Genomic DNA, 15,594 nt, shown 5'->3' on the forward strand with positions numbered 1-15,594 from the left:
GTGCGGGCGGCACCCGTCGCCGGGACCGCCCGCACGCGCTGCTCGGGTTACTTGGCGGCGGCCTTCTCGGCGTTGGTGACGGCGTCGGTCCAGCCCTGCTGCGGGGAGCGCTTGCCCAGCTCCACGGTGCGCACGGCGTTCTCCACCTCGGTGCGGACGGCCTGGTTCTTCGGGCCCATGTAGACCGGCTTCAGGTTCTTGGCGCCCTCGGCGAAGATCTTGCCGACCGGGGCCTCGGAGAAGTAGGCGTTCTTCGAGTCGACGATCGCCGGGTCGGCCAGCGCCTGCGGGGACGAGGGCAGCGGGCCCTTGAGCTTGAACGCGCCGATCTGACCCTTGGCGCTGGTCAGGAACTTGGCCAGCTCGATCGCCTCGGCCTGGTGCTTGCTCTGCTTCGGCACGGCGAGGAAGGAGCCGCCCCAGTTGCCGCCGTTGCCGGGGATCTGGGCGATGTCCCACTTGCCCTTGGCGGCCGGGCCGGCGTTGCCCTCGATCACGCCGGTCATCCACGCCGGGCAGGCGATGGTGGCGAACTTCGACTGCTTGAACGCGGAGACCCACTCCTCGGACCAGGAGCCGTACTTGCCGGAGAGGCCGGAGTCGATGATGTCCATGGTGGTGTCGTACGCCTGCCGTACCGCCGGGTTGCTGCCCACGACCAGGTTGTTGCCGGTGTCGTAGTAGCTGTAGCCGCTGGTGTTGCCGGCGGTCTGGAGCAGGATGGTGTTGAACGTGTTCGTCGCGGCGTCGAGGAACGCGGCGCCGGTCTTCTTCGCGGTGAACTGCTCGCCGACCTTGACGTAGTCCTGCCAGGTGGGCCAGAGCTTGGACACGGCCTCCCGGTCGGTGGGCAGGCCGGCCTTGGCGAACAGGTCCTTGCGGTAGCACATGGCCATGCCACCGACGTCGGTGCCGAGGCCGATGAGCTGCTTGCCGTCGGCGGTGAGCCCCTGGTTCCACTTCCAGTCGAGGAAGTTGCCCTTCAGGTCGGCCGCGCCGTGGTCGAGCAGGTTCACGAAGTTCTGCGGGTTGGCCTTGTACTCGACCAGCAGCCCCTCCTCGATGGCGACCACGTCGCCGGCGCCCTTGCCGGCGGCGAGCCACTGGGTGAGCTTCGGCGAGTACTCGTCGAGGTTGCTGCCGGTGCCCCGCTCGACGATCTTCACGTCGGGGTGGCTGGCCATGTACTCCTGGTAGAGGTCCGCGTAGCCGAACTGGCCGAAGACGTCGACGGTGAGCGTGACCGGCCCGTCGGCGGCGGGCTCGTCGCCGCCGCCGCAGCCGGTGGTGCCGAGCAGTGCGGTGGCGGCGACGAGGGCCACCGCCGCCAGTCGACGGCGCGTGAAGGTGAGCATGCTGTCCTGACCTCTCGGGGTCGTAACTGGTGGTGGAGGGCGGTTCCGGTACTCAGAGAGCGCTCTCACGAGAGCGTGGTCGATGCCCTCGATCCTGTCAAGAGAGCGCTCTCTTACTGCCCGAAAAAAGCGGAGAGGAGCCGTTCCCGCCCCTCTCCGCCCGGTATCACAGCCTCGGTCAGCCCACCCGCAGCCCCTCCAACAGGGTGCGGTCACCGGCCACGCCCAGCGTGTCGAAGCTGATCCGGCCCATCAGCGCCAGCAGCAGATCACTTGCCGTGCCGGTCACCTGCGCCCGCGCCCGGTGGTCGTCGTGGTCCAGGATCGTCGCGGTGTCCAGCAGCGCGACCCCCTCACCCCGCAACCGCAGGTACCACTCCTGCGCGGCGTCGGTGGCGGTCAACTGGACCACCCCGTGCCACTGGCCGGGCCGCACCCGCCGGCCCGCCGGCAGCCAGGTGTCCAGCACCTCGCTCACGCCGTCGGACGCGAGCTTGGCCTCGATCGGGTCGCCCGCGCCGATGGCGAGCTGGGCGTCCCAGCGGTGCACGGCCGTCTCGTGCGCCACCCGGCGCGGCCAGAAACCGGCCTTCTTCGGCTGGGGCGCGAAGTTCCACGCCGGCGCCTCCGGGTCCAGCCCCTCCAGGAGCGCGGTCAGCCGCTCGTACTCCTGGGCGTACCACTGGGCCGGGGTGAGACCGGCTGGCGGCTCCACCTCGTGCCGCTCCGGACGGGCGGTGCCACCGGCGGTCAGCACCGTGCCCACCCAGAGGTAGGCGCGGCTCAGGTGATGGGCGAGATCGGTGACCGTCCAGCCGGGACAGGACAGCACGGGTGTCTCGGGAGGCGCCTCCGCCACCGCCGTGGCGAACGCGGGCCCCTCCGTCCGCAACGCGCCGATCCAGAAGTCCTTCGTGTGGTGCAGTCTGCTCATCGCCATCCTCCCGGGGGTGACCGGGCCACCAGTGGGTGCCACGGCTACCCCTCAGCCTAGGGTGAAAGGCGTGCCAGACGTCTACGCCGAACCGACGACCGCCGCCGGGCCGACCGATCCGGCCAGCCTGGCGCGCTACACCACGCTGCGGCTCGGCGGCCCGGCCGGGCGGCTGGAGATCGCCGGCGACGCCGCCGAGCTGGTGGCGAAGGTGCGCGCGGCGGAGGCCCGCGACCAGGCCGTCCTGGTGCTGGCCGGCGGCAGCAACGTGGTGATCGGCGACCAGGGTTTCCCCGGCACCGTCGTGCTCGTCCGCTCCCGGGGCCTCACGGTCGTCGCCGAGCACGGCGACACCGTCACGGTACGCGTCGCCGCCGGCGAGCCGTGGGACGAGTTGGTCGCGGCCACCGTCGAGCGCGGCTGGGCCGGCCTGGAGTGCCTCTCCGGCATCCCCGGCTCGACCGGCGCGACGCCGATCCAGAACGTCGGCGCGTACGGCCAGGAGGTCGCCGACACGATCGTCGCGGTCGAGGCGTACGACCGCGCGCACCGCGAGGTGGTCCACATCCCGGCGGCCGACTGCGGGTTCGCCTACCGGGGCAGCATCTTCAAGTACAGCGACCGCTGGGTGGTGCTCTCGGTCGACTTCCGGCTCACCCGCTCGCCGCTGTCCGCCCCGATCCGCTACGCCGAGCTGGCCCGCGCGCTCGGCGTCGAGGTGGGGGACCGGGCGCCACTGGCCGACACCCGGGCCACCGTGCGTCGACTGCGGGCCGGCAAGGGCATGGTGCTCGACGCGACCGATCCGGACACCTGGTCGGTCGGCTCGTTCTTCACCAACCCGGTGCTCGACCGCGAGGCGTACGAGCTGCTCCGGGCGCGCGCGGCCGACCTGGGCGTGGGTGAGCCGCCGGCCTGGCCGGGCGCCGGTGACGTGGTGAAGATCAGCGCGGCCTGGTTGATCGAGCAGGCCGGCTTCGGCAAGGGGTACGCCGGCCCGGAGGGCGTCGCCATCTCCACCAAGCACACGCTGGCGCTCACCAACCGGTCCGGCACCGCCAGCACCGCCGCGCTGGTGGCGCTGGCCCGGGAGATCCGCGACGGCGTGCACGCCCGCTTCGGCGTCCCCCTCCACCCCGAGCCCGTCCTGATCAACTGCACCCTCTAACCCCCGTCCCTCCGGCCCCACCCGCCCCACTCCGCCCCCACCGCCCCTCCGCCCCCTCCGCCCGTCGATCTTGCACTTTCGGCCCGGACAATCATCGCCAATGCCGCATTTCGAGGGCCGCAACTGCAAGATCGCTGAGGCGGGGCAGGGCGGGGCAGGGCGGGGCGGGGCAGGACAGGCGGGGCGGGGCAGGGCAGGGTGGGTCAGGTGGGGGCGAGGGCGGGCCAGGGGAGGGTCAGGTAACCGTGGCGCCAGGCTCGGGGGCGGTCCTGGACCGGCCAGCCGGCCTCCTTCAGGGCGGCCACGGTGCGCAGCCAGCGCTGGCGAGGGCCGAACGGGGCGTAGCCGGCGGCCGAGCGCCAGCCGTGCTCCAGCGCGCCGAACAGCTCGTGCACGCGCTCACCCGGCACGTTGCGGTGGATCAGCGCCTTCGGCAGCCGCTCGGCGAGCGACGCCGGGCTCTCCAGCGTGGTCAGCTTCGCGGCCAACGTGAGCGTGCGCGGGCCGGTGGCGTCCAGCAGCACCCAGGCGCCGAGCCGGCCCAGCTCGTCGCAGGTCCCCTCGACCAGCAGCCCGCCCGGCGCGAGCTGCCCGGTGATCGTGCGCCAGGCGTCGGCGACCTCGCTCTCGTCGTACTGGCGCAGCACGTTGCACGCCCGCACCAGGGCGGGACGCAACCCGGCCAGCTCGAAGCCGCCCCGGGCGAACGTCAGCCCGGGCGGGTCCGCGGCCGGCTGGGCGGCGGCCACGCGTACCGGATCGATCTCCAGCCCGACCACCCGCACGTCCGCGCGGACGCCGGTCGCGAGCCGGGCCCGCAGCTCGACCGGGGTGACCGGGGTGGTGCCGTAGCCGAGGTCCACCACGAGCGGGTCGGCGGCGGCGCGGAGCGCGTCGCCGCAGGCCCCGACGATCCAGTTGTCCACCCGCCGGAGCCGGTTCGGGTTCGTCGTGCCCCGGGTGACGACGCCCAGGGGCTTCATCAGCGCCTCCCCGGTTCGCGGCTGCGGGGCTCGCAGACCCGGCTCACTCCTCGCGCTTCACGCTAGACCCGGTGCACCTTGTGCTGCGCGGCCTGGGCCAGCGGGCGGACCACGAGCCGGTCGACGTTGACGTGGTGCGGGCGGGTGGCACACCAGGCGACGCAGTCGGCCACGTCGTCGGCGACAAGCGGCTCGGCCACCCCTGCGTAGACCGCCTCGGCGCGCTCCGCGTCACCGTCGAACCGCACCAGGCCGAACTCCTCGGTCCGCACCATGCCCGGGTCGATCTCGACCACCCGGACCGGCCGGCCGCACAACTCCAGGCGGAGCGTGCCGGCGATCGCGGTCTGCGCGTGCTTGGCCGCCGTGTAGCCACCACCGCCCTCGTAGACGACGTGCCCGGCGGTCGAGCTGACGATCACCACGGTGCCGGCGCCGGAGCGTTCCAGCGCGGGCAGCAGCGCCTTGGTGACCCGCAGGGTGCCGAGCACGTTGACGTCGTACATCCACTGCCAGTCGCCGACGTCGGCGGTCTCGACCGGGTCCAGGCCGCGCGCGCCGCCGGCGTTGTTCACCAGCAGCGTGACCGGCCCGGGCGCGGCGTCCGCGGCGGCGGCCAGGCCGGCGACGGATTCGTCCGAGGTCACGTCGCACGCCACCGCGGTGGCCGTACCGCCGGCCGCCTCGATCTCGGCGACCAGCGCGGCCAGCCGGTCGGTACGCCGCGCCGCGGCCAGCACGTGGAAACCCTCGGCGGCCAGCCGGCGGGCGGTGGCCGCGCCGATCCCGCTGGACGCTCCGGTGACGATGGCGACTGAGGTCATCCGGTCATTCTCTCCCGCCGTCGCGGCCCGCGACGTGATGAGGTCCGTCACGCCCGGGAACCCGCGACAGGCATTTCCGAACCCCGATGGGGAAGATGACACCCGGCGTACGGGTTGACCGAGAGGCGCCGGTCGTGCGGGACGGCATCAACCGTGACAGAGGGAGCGGACGTGGCGGATGTGCACACCGGTGTCGGTCGTCAGCGAGGTGCTCTGCCGTGGCCCCGGCCGCGTCGCATCGCCACCCTGTCGGTGCACACCTCGCCGTTGCACCAGCCCGGCACGGGCGACGCGGGCGGCATGAACGTCTACATCCTGGAGGTCGCCCGGCGGCTGGCCGAGGCCGACGTCGAGGTGGAGATCTTCACCCGGGCCACCGCCCGTGACCTGCCCCCGGTGGTCGAGATGGCGCCCGGGGTGACCGTCCGGCACGTCACCGCCGGGCCGTTGGAGGGGCTGACCAAGGAGGAGCTGCCCGGGCAGCTCTGCGCGTTCACCGCCGGCGTGCTGCGGGCCGAGGCGGCCCGCCCGCCCGGCCACTACGACCTGATCCACTCGCACTACTGGCTCTCCGGCCAGGTCGGCTGGCTGGCCAAGGAGCGCTGGGGCGTCCCGCTGGTGCACACCGCGCACACCCTGGCCAAGGTCAAGAACGCCCGGCTGGCGGCCGGGGACCGGCCGGAGCCGAAGGCCCGGGTGATCGGCGAGGAGCAGGTGGTCGCCGAGGCGGACCGGCTCATCGCCAACACCCGGGTGGAGGCCCGCGACCTGCTCGACAGGTACGCCGCCGACCCCGACCGGGTGGCCGTGGTGGAGCCCGGCGTGGACCTGGACCGCTTCCGCCCGGCCGCCGGTGACCGGGAGGCCGCGACCCGGGCCGCCCGCCGCCGGCTCGGCCTGCCGGTCGACGGGTACGTGGTCGCGTTCGTCGGCCGCATCCAGCCGCTCAAGGCCCCGGACGTGCTGGTCCGCGCCGTCGCCGCGCTGCGCGAACGGGATCCGGCACTCGCCGACGAGCTGACGGTGGTGATCTGCGGCGGCCCCAGCGGCAGCGGGCTGGACCGGCCCACCGCGCTGATCGAGTTGGCCCACTCGCTCGGCGTGGCCGACCGGGTCCGCTTCCTCCCGCCGCGGACCGGCGACGACCTCCCCGCGCTCTACCGCGCCGCCGACCTGGTCGCGGTGCCGTCGCACAACGAGTCGTTCGGGCTGGTCGCGCTGGAGGCGCAGGCCTGCGGCACGCCGGTGCTGGCCGCCGCCGTGGGCGGGCTGGTCACCGCGGTACGCGACGGCGTCAGCGGGATGCTGATCGACGGGCACGACCCGGTCGAGTGGGCCGACGCCCTGGCCCGCCTGCTGCCCGAGCGGAGGCGTCGCGCCGTGCTGGCCCGGGGCGCCGAGCGGCACGCCCGCGACTTCTCCTGGCACCGGACCGTCGCCGGGCTGCTCGCGGTCTACGGGGAGGCGATCACCGAGCATCGGGCCCGGCTGGCCGGCCGGCTCGGCGACCCGGCGCTGAGCTGCTCCTGGTGACCGCCCGTCGGGCGAGGAGGCCCGGCCGACCGTAGAGTGGACGCGATGAGCCGTACGAGTGAGGTCGCCGCGCTGATCGAGGCCGTCTGCGCGGAGCGCGAGCTGGAGTGGGAGTCCACCGGCGAGGCGTCGTACGCGGTGACCCTGCCGGGCACGCACAAGCTCAAGACGATCTGCAACCTGATCGTCGGCGAGCACGCGTTGCGGATCGAGGCGTTCGTGATGCGCCAGCCCGACGAGCGCCGCGAGGAGCTGTGGGCCTGGCTGTTGCAGCGCAACGCGCGGATGTACGGCGTCTCGTTCTCCATCGACGCGGTCGGCGACGTCTACCTGACCGGCCGGGTCAACCTGGCCGGGCTCGACGCCGACGAGCTGGACCGCCTGTTCGGCTCCGTGCTGACCTATGCCGACGAGTCGTTCGACAGCATGCTGGAGATCGGCTTCGGGACCGCCATCCGCCGGGAGTGGGAGTGGCGGGTGAAGCGCGGCGAGTCGACCGCCAACCTGGCCGCGTTCGCCCACCTCTTCGAGCCGTCGACCCCGGCCGGTCCGGCCGCCGGAGGTTCAGGGCCCGCCTGACGGGTATGCCGCCTCGCGCGGTGCGGAGCATCGGGACCCGCCGCGCGCCGAGGACGGACTGTCGAGGAGCGTGTCCCATGGCTCAGCGCAACAGCTCAGGTCGCGGCACGACCGCGACCCGGACCAAGCGGCACACCGGTAACCGGACGCCGAACACCCCGAAGGTGTCGGAGTCCGAGATCTCCCGGATGAAGGTCGACGACATCCGGGGCCAGCTCCGTCGGCGCGGGGTCTCCGGGACCTCCACGCTGCGCAAGCCGGAGCTGGTGAGGACGCTCGCGCGCACCATGCGCGCGGAGGGGCGCGGCGGCGCGGCCCGGCGGAGCACCGGCCCGGCCGGTCGGCCGGCGGCGGCGAAGAAGACCACCGCCGCGAAGAAGACCGCCGCCCGGAAGACCACGCCGGCCCGCCGGAAGGCCACCTCCGCGGCCAAGGCCGCGCCGGCCACCCGGGCCACCGGCGCCCGGGCCAAGGCGACGGGTACGCGCAAGGCGGCCCCCGCCCGCGCGAAGGCGACACCGTCCCGCGCGAAGGCGACACCCGCCCGCGCGAAGGCGGCACCGGCGCGGGCCGGGGCAGTGCCCTCCCGGGCGAAGGCGGCGCCGGCACGGAAGTCGGCTCCGGCACGGGCGCAGGCCGCGCCGACGCGCGGGCCGGCGTCCAGTCGGTCGATCGGATCGTCCCAGCTCATCACGTCGCTCGCGGACCGCCCGGAGCGCCCGGGGCGCAGCCTGGTGACCCGCAACCACGAGGTGATCCAGCGCTGGGCGCGGGCCCGGGGCGCGAAACCGGCCACCATCGCCGGCACCGAGCGGGGCGACCGGCCCGGCGTGTTGACGTTCAACCTGCCGGGTTACCGGGAGAGCAGCCGGCTCCGGGAGATCACCTGGGACGCCTGGTTCCGGACGTTCGACTCACGGCGGCTCAATCTGATCTACCAGGAGCAGCTGCGGGACGGCCGGCAGAGCAACTTCTTCCGTACCGAGAACCCGAATCGCGAGGACGGCTGAGGTTTACGGGAATGGCCGGCGGGAATCCGCGTGTTGGCCACCCCGGGAGGCCGCAGCAGGGAGCCGGATTCCCGACACGGGTGCTGTGACGGGTAAGACAGCGATCCGGGTTGAATCCGGAATCCGGGCGAACTAACTTTATTGCACCGCGTCCCGCTTGTTTTCGTTCGGGGGAGCGGCGGATCGATCAGATCCGCGCAGGCGCGACGCGAAGATCGGGCGGAGCACACCGTTGGGGGACGGTGCCGCCCGGGGAAACCGGCGGCGCGAGCGGGCGACGCTTACGGGGGTGAGTGTCGCCCGCCGCCGCCGGGCGTACGGTGCGAGCGCCCATCTCGACGGGGGTCGGGGTGGGCGCTCGGCCGTTCTCACCGGCGGATCGTCGCCACCGGTCGGGACGCGGCCCGCAGCGCGGCGACCCGGCGTTCCCGTGGCGGCCCGGCGATCAGGTGGCCGGCGGCGGCCAGCAGGCCCAGCCCGCCCACCACCAGCCAGTGCCGGTCGCCGAGTCGCTCCAGGCTGAGCCCGCCGAGCGCCGGCGCCACGAAGGACGCCGCCGGGAACGTCAGGTAGAACACCGACTGGTAGCGGGCGCGCAGCTCCGGTGGCGCGAGATCCGCGTTGATCTGCGCGTTCGGTGGCGCGGCGAGCATCTGCCCGGCGGTCCAGACCACCGCCGCCCCCAGATAGAGCGGCAGCCCGTCGGCGACGGTCAGCGTGCCGAAGCCGAGCGCCATCAGCCCGGTCGAGACGGCCAGCACGGTCGAGCGCCGGTACGGCTCGATCAGCCGTGGCACGAAGAGCTGCCCGGCCACGATCAGCGCCCCGCCGAGCGCCACCACCAGCCCGTACGCCGACGGGCGCAGGCCGTCCGCGCGCATCGCCAGCGGCATGATCGTCGACGTCTGCATGGTCAGCACCGCCAGCAGGAACGTCAGCGCGACGAAGGTGAGGAAGGTGCGGTCGGTCAGCGCGGTGTGCAGTCCGGGTCGCCGCCCCACCACCGCCTCCGGGGTCACCGCCGGACGGTGGCGCAGCGTCTCCGGCACCGTGAGCGCAATGACCACCGCCGCCGCCAGGGTGGCCCCGGCGTCGACCAGGAACAGCGCCCGGAAGCTCGCCTCGGCGAGCACCCCGGCCAGCAGCGAGGCGACCGCCATGCCCAGGTTGAACGCCCAGAACTGGAGGTTGAACGCGCGGGACCGGCGGGCCTCCGGCACCACGTCCACGATGGCCGCCACGAACGCGGGGCTCGGCATCGAGTGCGCCACCCCGACCAGCGTGGCCAGCACGGCGATCACCGCCAGGTGCCGGCTGAACGCCAGCGCGGCCATCAGCCCGGCGGCGGCGAGGTGGGCGGCGAGCAGGGTGGCCCGCCGGCCCCAGCGGTCGGCCAGTACGCCGCCGAGCAGCGTGCCGGCCGCGCCGCCGACCCCGTAGGCGCCGACGACGAGCCCGGCCAGCGACGGCGAGGCGCCCCGCGCGGCGGTGAGGTAGAGCGACAGGAACAGCAGCGCGAACGCGCCGGCCCGGTTGATCAGCAGGCCGGACCAGAGGTACCAGAAGGTGGCGGGCAGCCCGCCGGCCGTGTCGTCCCACCAGCGCCTTAGGCCGCGCACCCGTCCTCCAGGAAAGTTTCCTTACTGATCCCTTCCGACACGGTAGCGACCGGGTCGGTGGCGGGCGCGCGCGGGCGTACTCAGGAACCGGCTCGGACCGGCGCGGCGGGGGACGCCGCCGCGGCCTCGGCCGACTCCGGCGCCGGGGTGCGGGTGAGGGTGACCGGTGCGACCGGGGTGCCGGCGGCGCGGAGCTGGGCGGCCCGCCGTTCCCGGGCCGGGCCGGAGACCAGGTGGGTGATCGCGGTCAGCGCGCCGATCGCGGCGCAGGCCAGCCACAGCGCGGTGTTGCCGGCCTGCTCCCGGAGCAGGCCGCCGAGGATCGGCGCGCTGGCGCCGGCGAGCTGCCAGGAGAGGGAGAACACGCCCTGGTAGCGACCGCGCAGTGCGGCCGGCGACAGCTCCGCGATCAGGGTGGCGTTGGAGGGCGAGTTGAGCATCTCGCCGAGCGTCCAGATGAGCACCGTGAGGCCGTAGAGCCAGACCGTGTCCGCGAACGCGGTCAGCCCGAACCCGACGCCCATGATCAGCGCGGACAACGCCAGCACGTGCGACCGGCTGCGGCCGGCGATGAGCCGGGGCACGAAGAGTTGCCCGACCACGATGAGCACGCCGTTGAGCGCGATCACCGAGCCGTAGGTGGCCGGGCTGAGCCCGGAGTCGCCCATGGCGATCGGCAGCATCGAGATGTGCTGGAGGAAGACCAGCGCGGCGAACAGGTTGAGCGCCACGAAGCCGAGGAAGACCCGGTCCCGGAGGATGGTGCGCAGCGCGCCGGCCGGAACCACCGCGCCCTTGGCGACCACGACCGTCGGCGCGACCCGGGTCTCCTTGACCCGGGTGAAGATGATCAGCGCGGTGACCAGCGTGGTGGTCGCGTCCACCAGGAAGAGCAGCAGGTACCCGGCCTGGGCGGCGAGCCCGGCCAGCACGGCGGCGCAGGCGAAGCCGAGATTGATCGCCCAGTAGTTGAGCGAGAACGCGCGGAGCCGGTCCTTCTCCGGCACCACGTCGACCATCATCGCGCCGAACGCCGGGCGGGCCGCCTCGGCGAACAGGCCGAGCAGCAGCGCGCCCGCGGCCACCGCCCAGAGCGGGCGGGCCAGGCCGAGCCCGACCATCATGGTGGCCGCGCCGAGGTGCGCGGTGAGCAGCGTGGGCCGCCGCCCCCAGCGGTCGGTGAGTGTGCCGCCGATGGTGGTGCCGATCGCGCCACCGACGCCCCAGAGGCCGATCACCAGGCCGGCCTGGACCGCCGAGAAGCCCCGCTCCCGGGTCAGGTAGATGGCGAGGAAGATCAGCACGAACGAGCCGAGCCGGTTGATCAGCGTGCCGGTCCAGAGGTACCAGAAGGAACGCGGCAAGCCGCCCGCCGTGTCCCGGAACCAGCCCTGTACCGTCCGCATCCCCGACGCCCCCGTTGGTAATGACCGATCAAACGCAGATGCCTTACAACCTAGTGGCCTGCCGGAACGCCGGTCACCCGCATTTCCACGTGGTGGTCGTCACCACCGGTCCCCGCGTGTCCACCGGGCCGGTACGGCAGGATGATCGGCATGACTGCGAGCGAAGGGCCCACCATCGGGACGCTGGTCCTGCTGCGGCACGGCGAGAGCGACTGGAACGCCAAGAACCTCTTCACCGGCTGGGTGGACGTCGACCTGACCGAGAAGGGCGAGAACGAGGCGCGGCGCGGCGGCGAACTGCTCCGTGAGCACGGCCTGCTGCCGGACGTGGTGCACACCAGCCTGCTGCGCCGGGCGATCCGCACCTCCGAGCTGGCGCTGAACGCCGCCGACCGGCACTGGATCGCGGTACGCCGGTCGTGGCGGCTCAACGAGCGCCACTACGGCGCGCTCCAGGGCAAGGACAAGAAGCAGACCCTGGACGAGTACGGCGAGGAGCAGTTCATGCTCTGGCGCCGGTCGTACGACACGCCGCCGCCGCCGATCGACGACGCGGACGAGTGGTCGCAGGTCGGCGACCCCCGGTACGCGCTGCTGCCGACCGAGCTGATGCCGCGCACCGAGTGCCTCAAGGACGTCGTCGACCGGATGCTGCCCTACTGGTACGACTCGATCGTGCCGGACATCCTGGCCGGCCGGACGGTGCTGGTGGCGGCGCACGGCAACTCGCTGCGCGCCCTGGTGAAGCACCTCGACCAGATCTCCGACGAGGCCATCGCCAAGCTGAACATCCCGACCGGCATCCCGCTGCGCTACGACCTGGACGCCGACCTGCGCCCCCAGGTGCTCGGCGGCACCTACCTCGACCCCGACGCGGCCAAGACGGCTGCCGCCGCAGTAGCCAACCAGGGCCGCTGATGTAAGGCGGGGCCCCTTCTTAACGCTTGCGGTAGAGGAGGGGCCCCTTCTTAACACTCCCCTGTTAAGAAGGGGCCCCTCCTTGCCCCGGGGCCGGGCGGGTCAGGCGGACGGCGTGCCGGTGATCAGGTAGACCACGTGCTCTCCGGCGTTCACCGCGTGGTCGGCGAAGCGCTCGTAGAAGCGGCCCAGCAGCGTCGCGTCGATCGCGGTCTCCACCCCGTACGGCCAGTCGTCGCCGAGCAGCACGCCGAACAGGCTCTTGTGCAGGTCGTCCATCGCGTCGTCGTCGCGGTCCAGTTCGGCGGCGACGTCCGCGTCGGGCTTGGCCAGCACCGCGCCGATCTTCTCGGCCATCCGGTCCGCGATACCGGCCATGTCGGTGAAGACCGGCCGCAGCTCGGCCGGCACCGCGGGGGAGGGGTGCCGGCGCAACGCCGTCTTGGCCACGTGGTCGGCCAGGTCGCCCATCCGCTCCAGGTCGGCCGCCACGTGCAACGCGGTGATCATGGCCCGCAGGTCGGAGGCGACCGGGGCCTGCCGCGCCAGCAGGTCGCAGACCCGCTCCTCCACGTGCCGGTAGAGATCGTCGATCTCGGCGTCCCGCGCGATCACCGTCTCGGCCGCCACGCGGTCCGCGGTGAGCAGCCCTCTGGTGGCCTGCCGCATGGCCGCGCGCACCGCCTCGGCCATGTCCACCAGCAGTTGGCTGACAATCTGCAGGTCGGCCCGGAACTCGTCGCGCATCGTCACTTCCTTCGGGTACGGCATGAGCAGGTGCGCGCCCCACGGTAGGCCGGACGGCCGGCACCAGGGTGAACGCGGATGAACGACGCGGGACCCGTGGGTGAACATTCCCGGAAGCGAGGGTGATTCATCCCTTTCTGACCGATCCCTGGGTTAACAATGACCCTACGATCGCCGGGTGGAGTGGGCAGTGGCCATCGCGGTGGCCGTGGCGCTGGTGACCGGACTGGTCGCCGGGTCGATGCTGTCCGGGCCGGTGGGGCAGTGGCGGCGCCGGTGGGCGTCGAGGGGCGGCGGGACCGCCCGCCGTGACGCAGGGAGGCCGACGATTCCGGACGAAGCGCAGGGGGGCCTCTCCGGGCTCGGCCGCAAGACGATCGACTCGTTGCGCGCAGGCGTGGTGGTGCTCGACCCGAACGACGTGCCGGTGCTGGTGAACCCGGCGGCCCGCGCGATGGGCCTGCTCCGGGCCGGGGCGACGCCGGGCTCGATCGCGGCGCACCCGCTGATCCGTACGCTGGCCGGTCAGGTCCGCCGCACGGGCGTGCGTCGCGAGATCGAGCTGGACCTGCCCCGAGGTCGCGACAGCGCCGGTGACAACCCGCTCGGCGTGCACCTGCGAGCCATGGGACTCGGCGCCGGTTTCATCTCGATCGAGGCGGTCGACGTCACCGAGTCGCACCGTCTGGCCCGGGTCCGCCGCGACTTCGTGGCCAACGTGAGCCACGAGCTGAAGACCCCGATCGGCGCGCTCCAACTGCTCGCCGAGGCGCTGGTGGACGCCACCGAGCCGGCCGCCGACGACGGGCCCGGCCTGTCCGAGGACCTGATCGCCGCGCGGCGGTTCGCCGAGCGGATCCAGCACGAGTCGACCCGGCTCGGCCGGCTGGTGCAGGAGCTGCTGGAGCTGACCCGGCTCCAGGGCGCCGAACCCCAGCCCCCACCCGAGCCGGTCTCGCTGGACTGGGTGCTCGCCGAGGTGGTCGACCGGACCCGCACCGCGGCCACCGCCCGCCGGGTGGAGATCGTCGTGGCCGGGCAGCGGGGCCTGACCGCGTACGGGAGCGACAGCCAGCTCGCCACCGCGGTGGCCAACCTGGTGGAGAACGCGGTCACCTACTCGGCCGAGGACACCACGGTCCGGGTGACCACGCGGGCCACCGACGAACACGTCGAGATCGCGGTGGCCGACCAGGGCATCGGCATCGCCCCGAACGACGTCGACCGGATCTTCGAGCGTTTCTACCGCGCCGACCAGGCCCGCTCCCGGGCGACCGGTGGCACCGGCCTGGGGCTGGCCATCGTGAAACACATCGCCAGCAACCATGGCGGTCGGGTGGATGTGTCGAGCACCCTTGGTGGGGGCTCGACGTTCACCCTCCGGCTGCCTGCCCGCCCCCCGGACGACCTGGAGGCGACACTCGCCTCCGCTGGGATCGAGGCCGGCCCGGCCGAGCTCCGGCAGGTCTGACCACAGGAAAGGAAACACCCGTTGAGCCGCGTACTGGTGGTCGAGGACGAGGAGTCGTTCTCCGACGCCCTGTCCTACATGCTCCGCAAGGAGGGGTTCGAGGTCTCGGTCGCCGCGACCGGCACCTCCGCCCTCACCGAGTTCGACCGGACCGGCGCCGACATCGTGCTGCTCGACCTGATGCTGCCGGAGATGTCGGGCACCGAGGTCTGCCGCCAGCTCCGCCAGCGGTCGCACGTCCCGATCATCATGGTCACCGCCCGGGACAGCGAGATCGACAAGGTGGTCGGCCTGGAGATCGGCGCCGACGACTACGTGACCAAGCCGTACTCGCCCCGTGAGCTGGTCGCCCGGATCCGGGCGGTGCTGCGCCGGCAGAGCACCGAGGCGAGCGAGTCGGGCGCGCCGACGCTGGCCGCCGGCCCGGTCCGGATGGACATCGAGCGGCACGTGGTGACCGTGGAGGGCGCGAGCGTCCAGCTTCCGCTCAAGGAGTTCGAGCTGCTGGAGCTGCTGCTGCGCAACGCCGGCCGGGTGCTCACCCGGGGGCAGCTCATCGACCGGGTCTGGGGTGCCGACTACGTGGGCGACACCAAGACGCTCGACGTGCACGTGAAGCGGCTGCGCTCCAAGATCGAGCCGGAACCGTCCGCGCCGCGCTACATCGTCACGGTCCGGGGCCTGGGCTACAAGTTCGAGCCGTAACCACCCCGACTCTCTGGCCCCGCCGCCCGCCGCTCGCCGCCCGCCGCCCGCCGCCTGCCGCCCGCCGTCTGCCCGCCTGCGTCGATCATGAAGTTGGCGCCGACAAATCGGACGCCAGGTCCGGTCAACTTCATGATCGCTGGCGCTTTGTCGGATGTGGTGCGGGGAGTTCTCGGTGGGTGGAACGGTGTGGGTGTCTGGGGCGCTCCGAGGTGCCGGTGGTGTGCTGCCGAAAGGGCCCGGTGCGTGGTTTGTCCGGTTGGGTGGTGGTGGGCGGCACGCTGGCGGTGGAATGGGTCGGGGGGTCGCGGCGTTGTATCCCGGTGCACGGCCGAGGAAGGC

Annotated in this window: 14 protein-coding genes; 7 read left to right on the top strand and 7 right to left on the bottom strand. The window is 73.1% G+C overall.

Annotated features, from left to right (window positions below):
* Positions 1-47: 47 nt before the first annotated feature.
* Both ACLQ2W_RS24640 and ACLQ2W_RS24645 read right to left on the bottom strand, forming a co-directional pair.
* The gene (locus ACLQ2W_RS24640; RefSeq protein ID WP_425788983.1) at positions 48-1,355 is read right to left on the bottom strand and encodes an extracellular solute-binding protein; all 1,308 of its coding nucleotides are present in this window, start codon (positions 1,353-1,355) and stop codon (positions 48-50) included.
* A gap of 178 nt (positions 1,356-1,533) precedes the next feature.
* Positions 1,534-2,289, bottom strand: coding sequence for a maleylpyruvate isomerase family mycothiol-dependent enzyme (locus ACLQ2W_RS24645; protein WP_425788985.1), 756 nt, complete (start codon positions 2,287-2,289; stop codon positions 1,534-1,536).
* Between the two features lie 70 nt (positions 2,290-2,359).
* On the opposite strand from ACLQ2W_RS24645, the gene ACLQ2W_RS24650 reads away from it, so the two are divergent.
* The gene (locus ACLQ2W_RS24650) at positions 2,360-3,457 is read left to right on the top strand and encodes a UDP-N-acetylmuramate dehydrogenase (protein WP_425788987.1); all 1,098 of its coding nucleotides are present in this window, start codon (positions 2,360-2,362) and stop codon (positions 3,455-3,457) included.
* Between the two features lie 203 nt (positions 3,458-3,660).
* Here the strand turns inward: ACLQ2W_RS24650 and ACLQ2W_RS24655 are convergent, their stop codons facing one another.
* Positions 3,661-4,440, bottom strand: coding sequence for a class I SAM-dependent methyltransferase (locus ACLQ2W_RS24655; protein WP_425788989.1), 780 nt, complete (start codon positions 4,438-4,440; stop codon positions 3,661-3,663).
* 62 nt (positions 4,441-4,502) lie between these two features.
* Complete coding sequence (locus tag ACLQ2W_RS24660) at positions 4,503-5,264, bottom strand: SDR family NAD(P)-dependent oxidoreductase (protein WP_425788991.1); 762 nt, start codon at positions 5,262-5,264, stop codon at positions 4,503-4,505.
* Positions 5,265-5,435: 171 nt separating this feature from the next.
* Between ACLQ2W_RS24660 and mshA the strand changes: the two genes are divergently transcribed.
* From mshA to ACLQ2W_RS24675, 3 genes are all read left to right on the top strand, one after another.
* Positions 5,436-6,797 (top strand): D-inositol-3-phosphate glycosyltransferase, encoded by a 1,362-nt coding sequence (mshA, locus tag ACLQ2W_RS24665; RefSeq protein ID WP_425788993.1) that lies wholly within the window; start codon positions 5,436-5,438, stop codon positions 6,795-6,797.
* Positions 6,798-6,842: 45 nt separating this feature from the next.
* The gene (locus ACLQ2W_RS24670; protein WP_357300155.1) at positions 6,843-7,376 is read left to right on the top strand and encodes a YbjN domain-containing protein; all 534 of its coding nucleotides are present in this window, start codon (positions 6,843-6,845) and stop codon (positions 7,374-7,376) included.
* Positions 7,377-7,564: 188 nt separating this feature from the next.
* Positions 7,565-8,386: a hypothetical protein gene (locus ACLQ2W_RS24675; RefSeq protein WP_425789041.1), complete on the top strand. Its 822-nt coding sequence runs from the start codon at positions 7,565-7,567 to the stop codon at positions 8,384-8,386.
* A 368-nt stretch (positions 8,387-8,754) separates the two neighbouring features.
* Here ACLQ2W_RS24675 and ACLQ2W_RS24680 read toward each other — a convergent pair whose 3' ends face one another.
* Positions 8,755-10,005 (bottom strand): MFS transporter, encoded by a 1,251-nt coding sequence (locus tag ACLQ2W_RS24680; protein ID WP_425788995.1) that lies wholly within the window; start codon positions 10,003-10,005, stop codon positions 8,755-8,757.
* 80 nt (positions 10,006-10,085) lie between these two features.
* Positions 10,086-11,411 carry an MDR family MFS transporter gene (locus ACLQ2W_RS24685; protein WP_425788997.1) on the bottom strand — a complete coding sequence of 442 codons (1,326 nt, stop codon included), beginning with the start codon at positions 11,409-11,411 and terminating at the stop codon, positions 10,086-10,088.
* Positions 11,412-11,561: 150 nt separating this feature from the next.
* Here ACLQ2W_RS24685 and ACLQ2W_RS24690 point away from each other — a divergent pair, with 150 nt between their 5' ends.
* Positions 11,562-12,329 carry a phosphoglyceromutase gene (locus tag ACLQ2W_RS24690; protein ID WP_405091362.1) on the top strand — a complete coding sequence of 256 codons (768 nt, stop codon included), beginning with the start codon at positions 11,562-11,564 and terminating at the stop codon, positions 12,327-12,329.
* 102 nt (positions 12,330-12,431) lie between these two features.
* Here ACLQ2W_RS24690 and phoU read toward each other — a convergent pair whose 3' ends face one another.
* Positions 12,432-13,076 (bottom strand): phosphate signaling complex protein PhoU, encoded by a 645-nt coding sequence (phoU, locus tag ACLQ2W_RS24695; RefSeq protein ID WP_425789000.1) that lies wholly within the window; start codon positions 13,074-13,076, stop codon positions 12,432-12,434.
* A 190-nt stretch (positions 13,077-13,266) separates the two neighbouring features.
* Here phoU and ACLQ2W_RS24700 point away from each other — a divergent pair, with 190 nt between their 5' ends.
* Together ACLQ2W_RS24700 and ACLQ2W_RS24705 are read left to right on the top strand one after the other, a co-directional pair.
* Positions 13,267-14,547 (top strand): sensor histidine kinase, encoded by a 1,281-nt coding sequence (locus ACLQ2W_RS24700; RefSeq protein ID WP_425789043.1) that lies wholly within the window; start codon positions 13,267-13,269, stop codon positions 14,545-14,547.
* A gap of 21 nt (positions 14,548-14,568) precedes the next feature.
* The gene (locus ACLQ2W_RS24705; RefSeq protein WP_405091361.1) at positions 14,569-15,252 is read left to right on the top strand and encodes a response regulator; all 684 of its coding nucleotides are present in this window, start codon (positions 14,569-14,571) and stop codon (positions 15,250-15,252) included.
* Positions 15,253-15,594 lie beyond the last annotated feature (342 nt).

Origin of the sequence: Micromonospora sp. DT227 (assembly GCF_049841835.1) — a bacterium.
Lineage (GTDB): Bacteria > Actinomycetota > Actinomycetes > Mycobacteriales > Micromonosporaceae > Micromonospora.

Excerpts from the sequence above, each read along its gene's own strand:
- ACLQ2W_RS24640 (WP_425788983.1), bottom strand. The coding sequence starts at position 1,355 with ATGCTCACCTTCACGCGCCGTCGACTGGCGGCGGTGGCCCTCGTCGCC.
- ACLQ2W_RS24645 (WP_425788985.1), bottom strand. The coding sequence starts at position 2,289 with ATGAGCAGACTGCACCACACGAAGGACTTCTGGATCGGCGCGTTGCGG.
- ACLQ2W_RS24655 (WP_425788989.1), bottom strand. The coding sequence starts at position 4,440 with ATGAAGCCCCTGGGCGTCGTCACCCGGGGCACGACGAACCCGAACCGG.
- ACLQ2W_RS24660 (WP_425788991.1), bottom strand. The coding sequence starts at position 5,264 with ATGACCTCAGTCGCCATCGTCACCGGAGCGTCCAGCGGGATCGGCGCG.
- ACLQ2W_RS24670 (WP_357300155.1), top strand. The coding sequence starts at position 6,843 with ATGAGCCGTACGAGTGAGGTCGCCGCGCTGATCGAGGCCGTCTGCGCG.
- ACLQ2W_RS24675 (WP_425789041.1), top strand. The coding sequence starts at position 7,565 with ATGAAGGTCGACGACATCCGGGGCCAGCTCCGTCGGCGCGGGGTCTCC.
- ACLQ2W_RS24685 (WP_425788997.1), bottom strand. The coding sequence starts at position 11,411 with ATGCGGACGGTACAGGGCTGGTTCCGGGACACGGCGGGCGGCTTGCCG.
- ACLQ2W_RS24690 (WP_405091362.1), top strand. The coding sequence starts at position 11,562 with ATGACTGCGAGCGAAGGGCCCACCATCGGGACGCTGGTCCTGCTGCGG.
- phoU (WP_425789000.1), bottom strand. The coding sequence starts at position 13,076 with ATGCGCGACGAGTTCCGGGCCGACCTGCAGATTGTCAGCCAACTGCTG.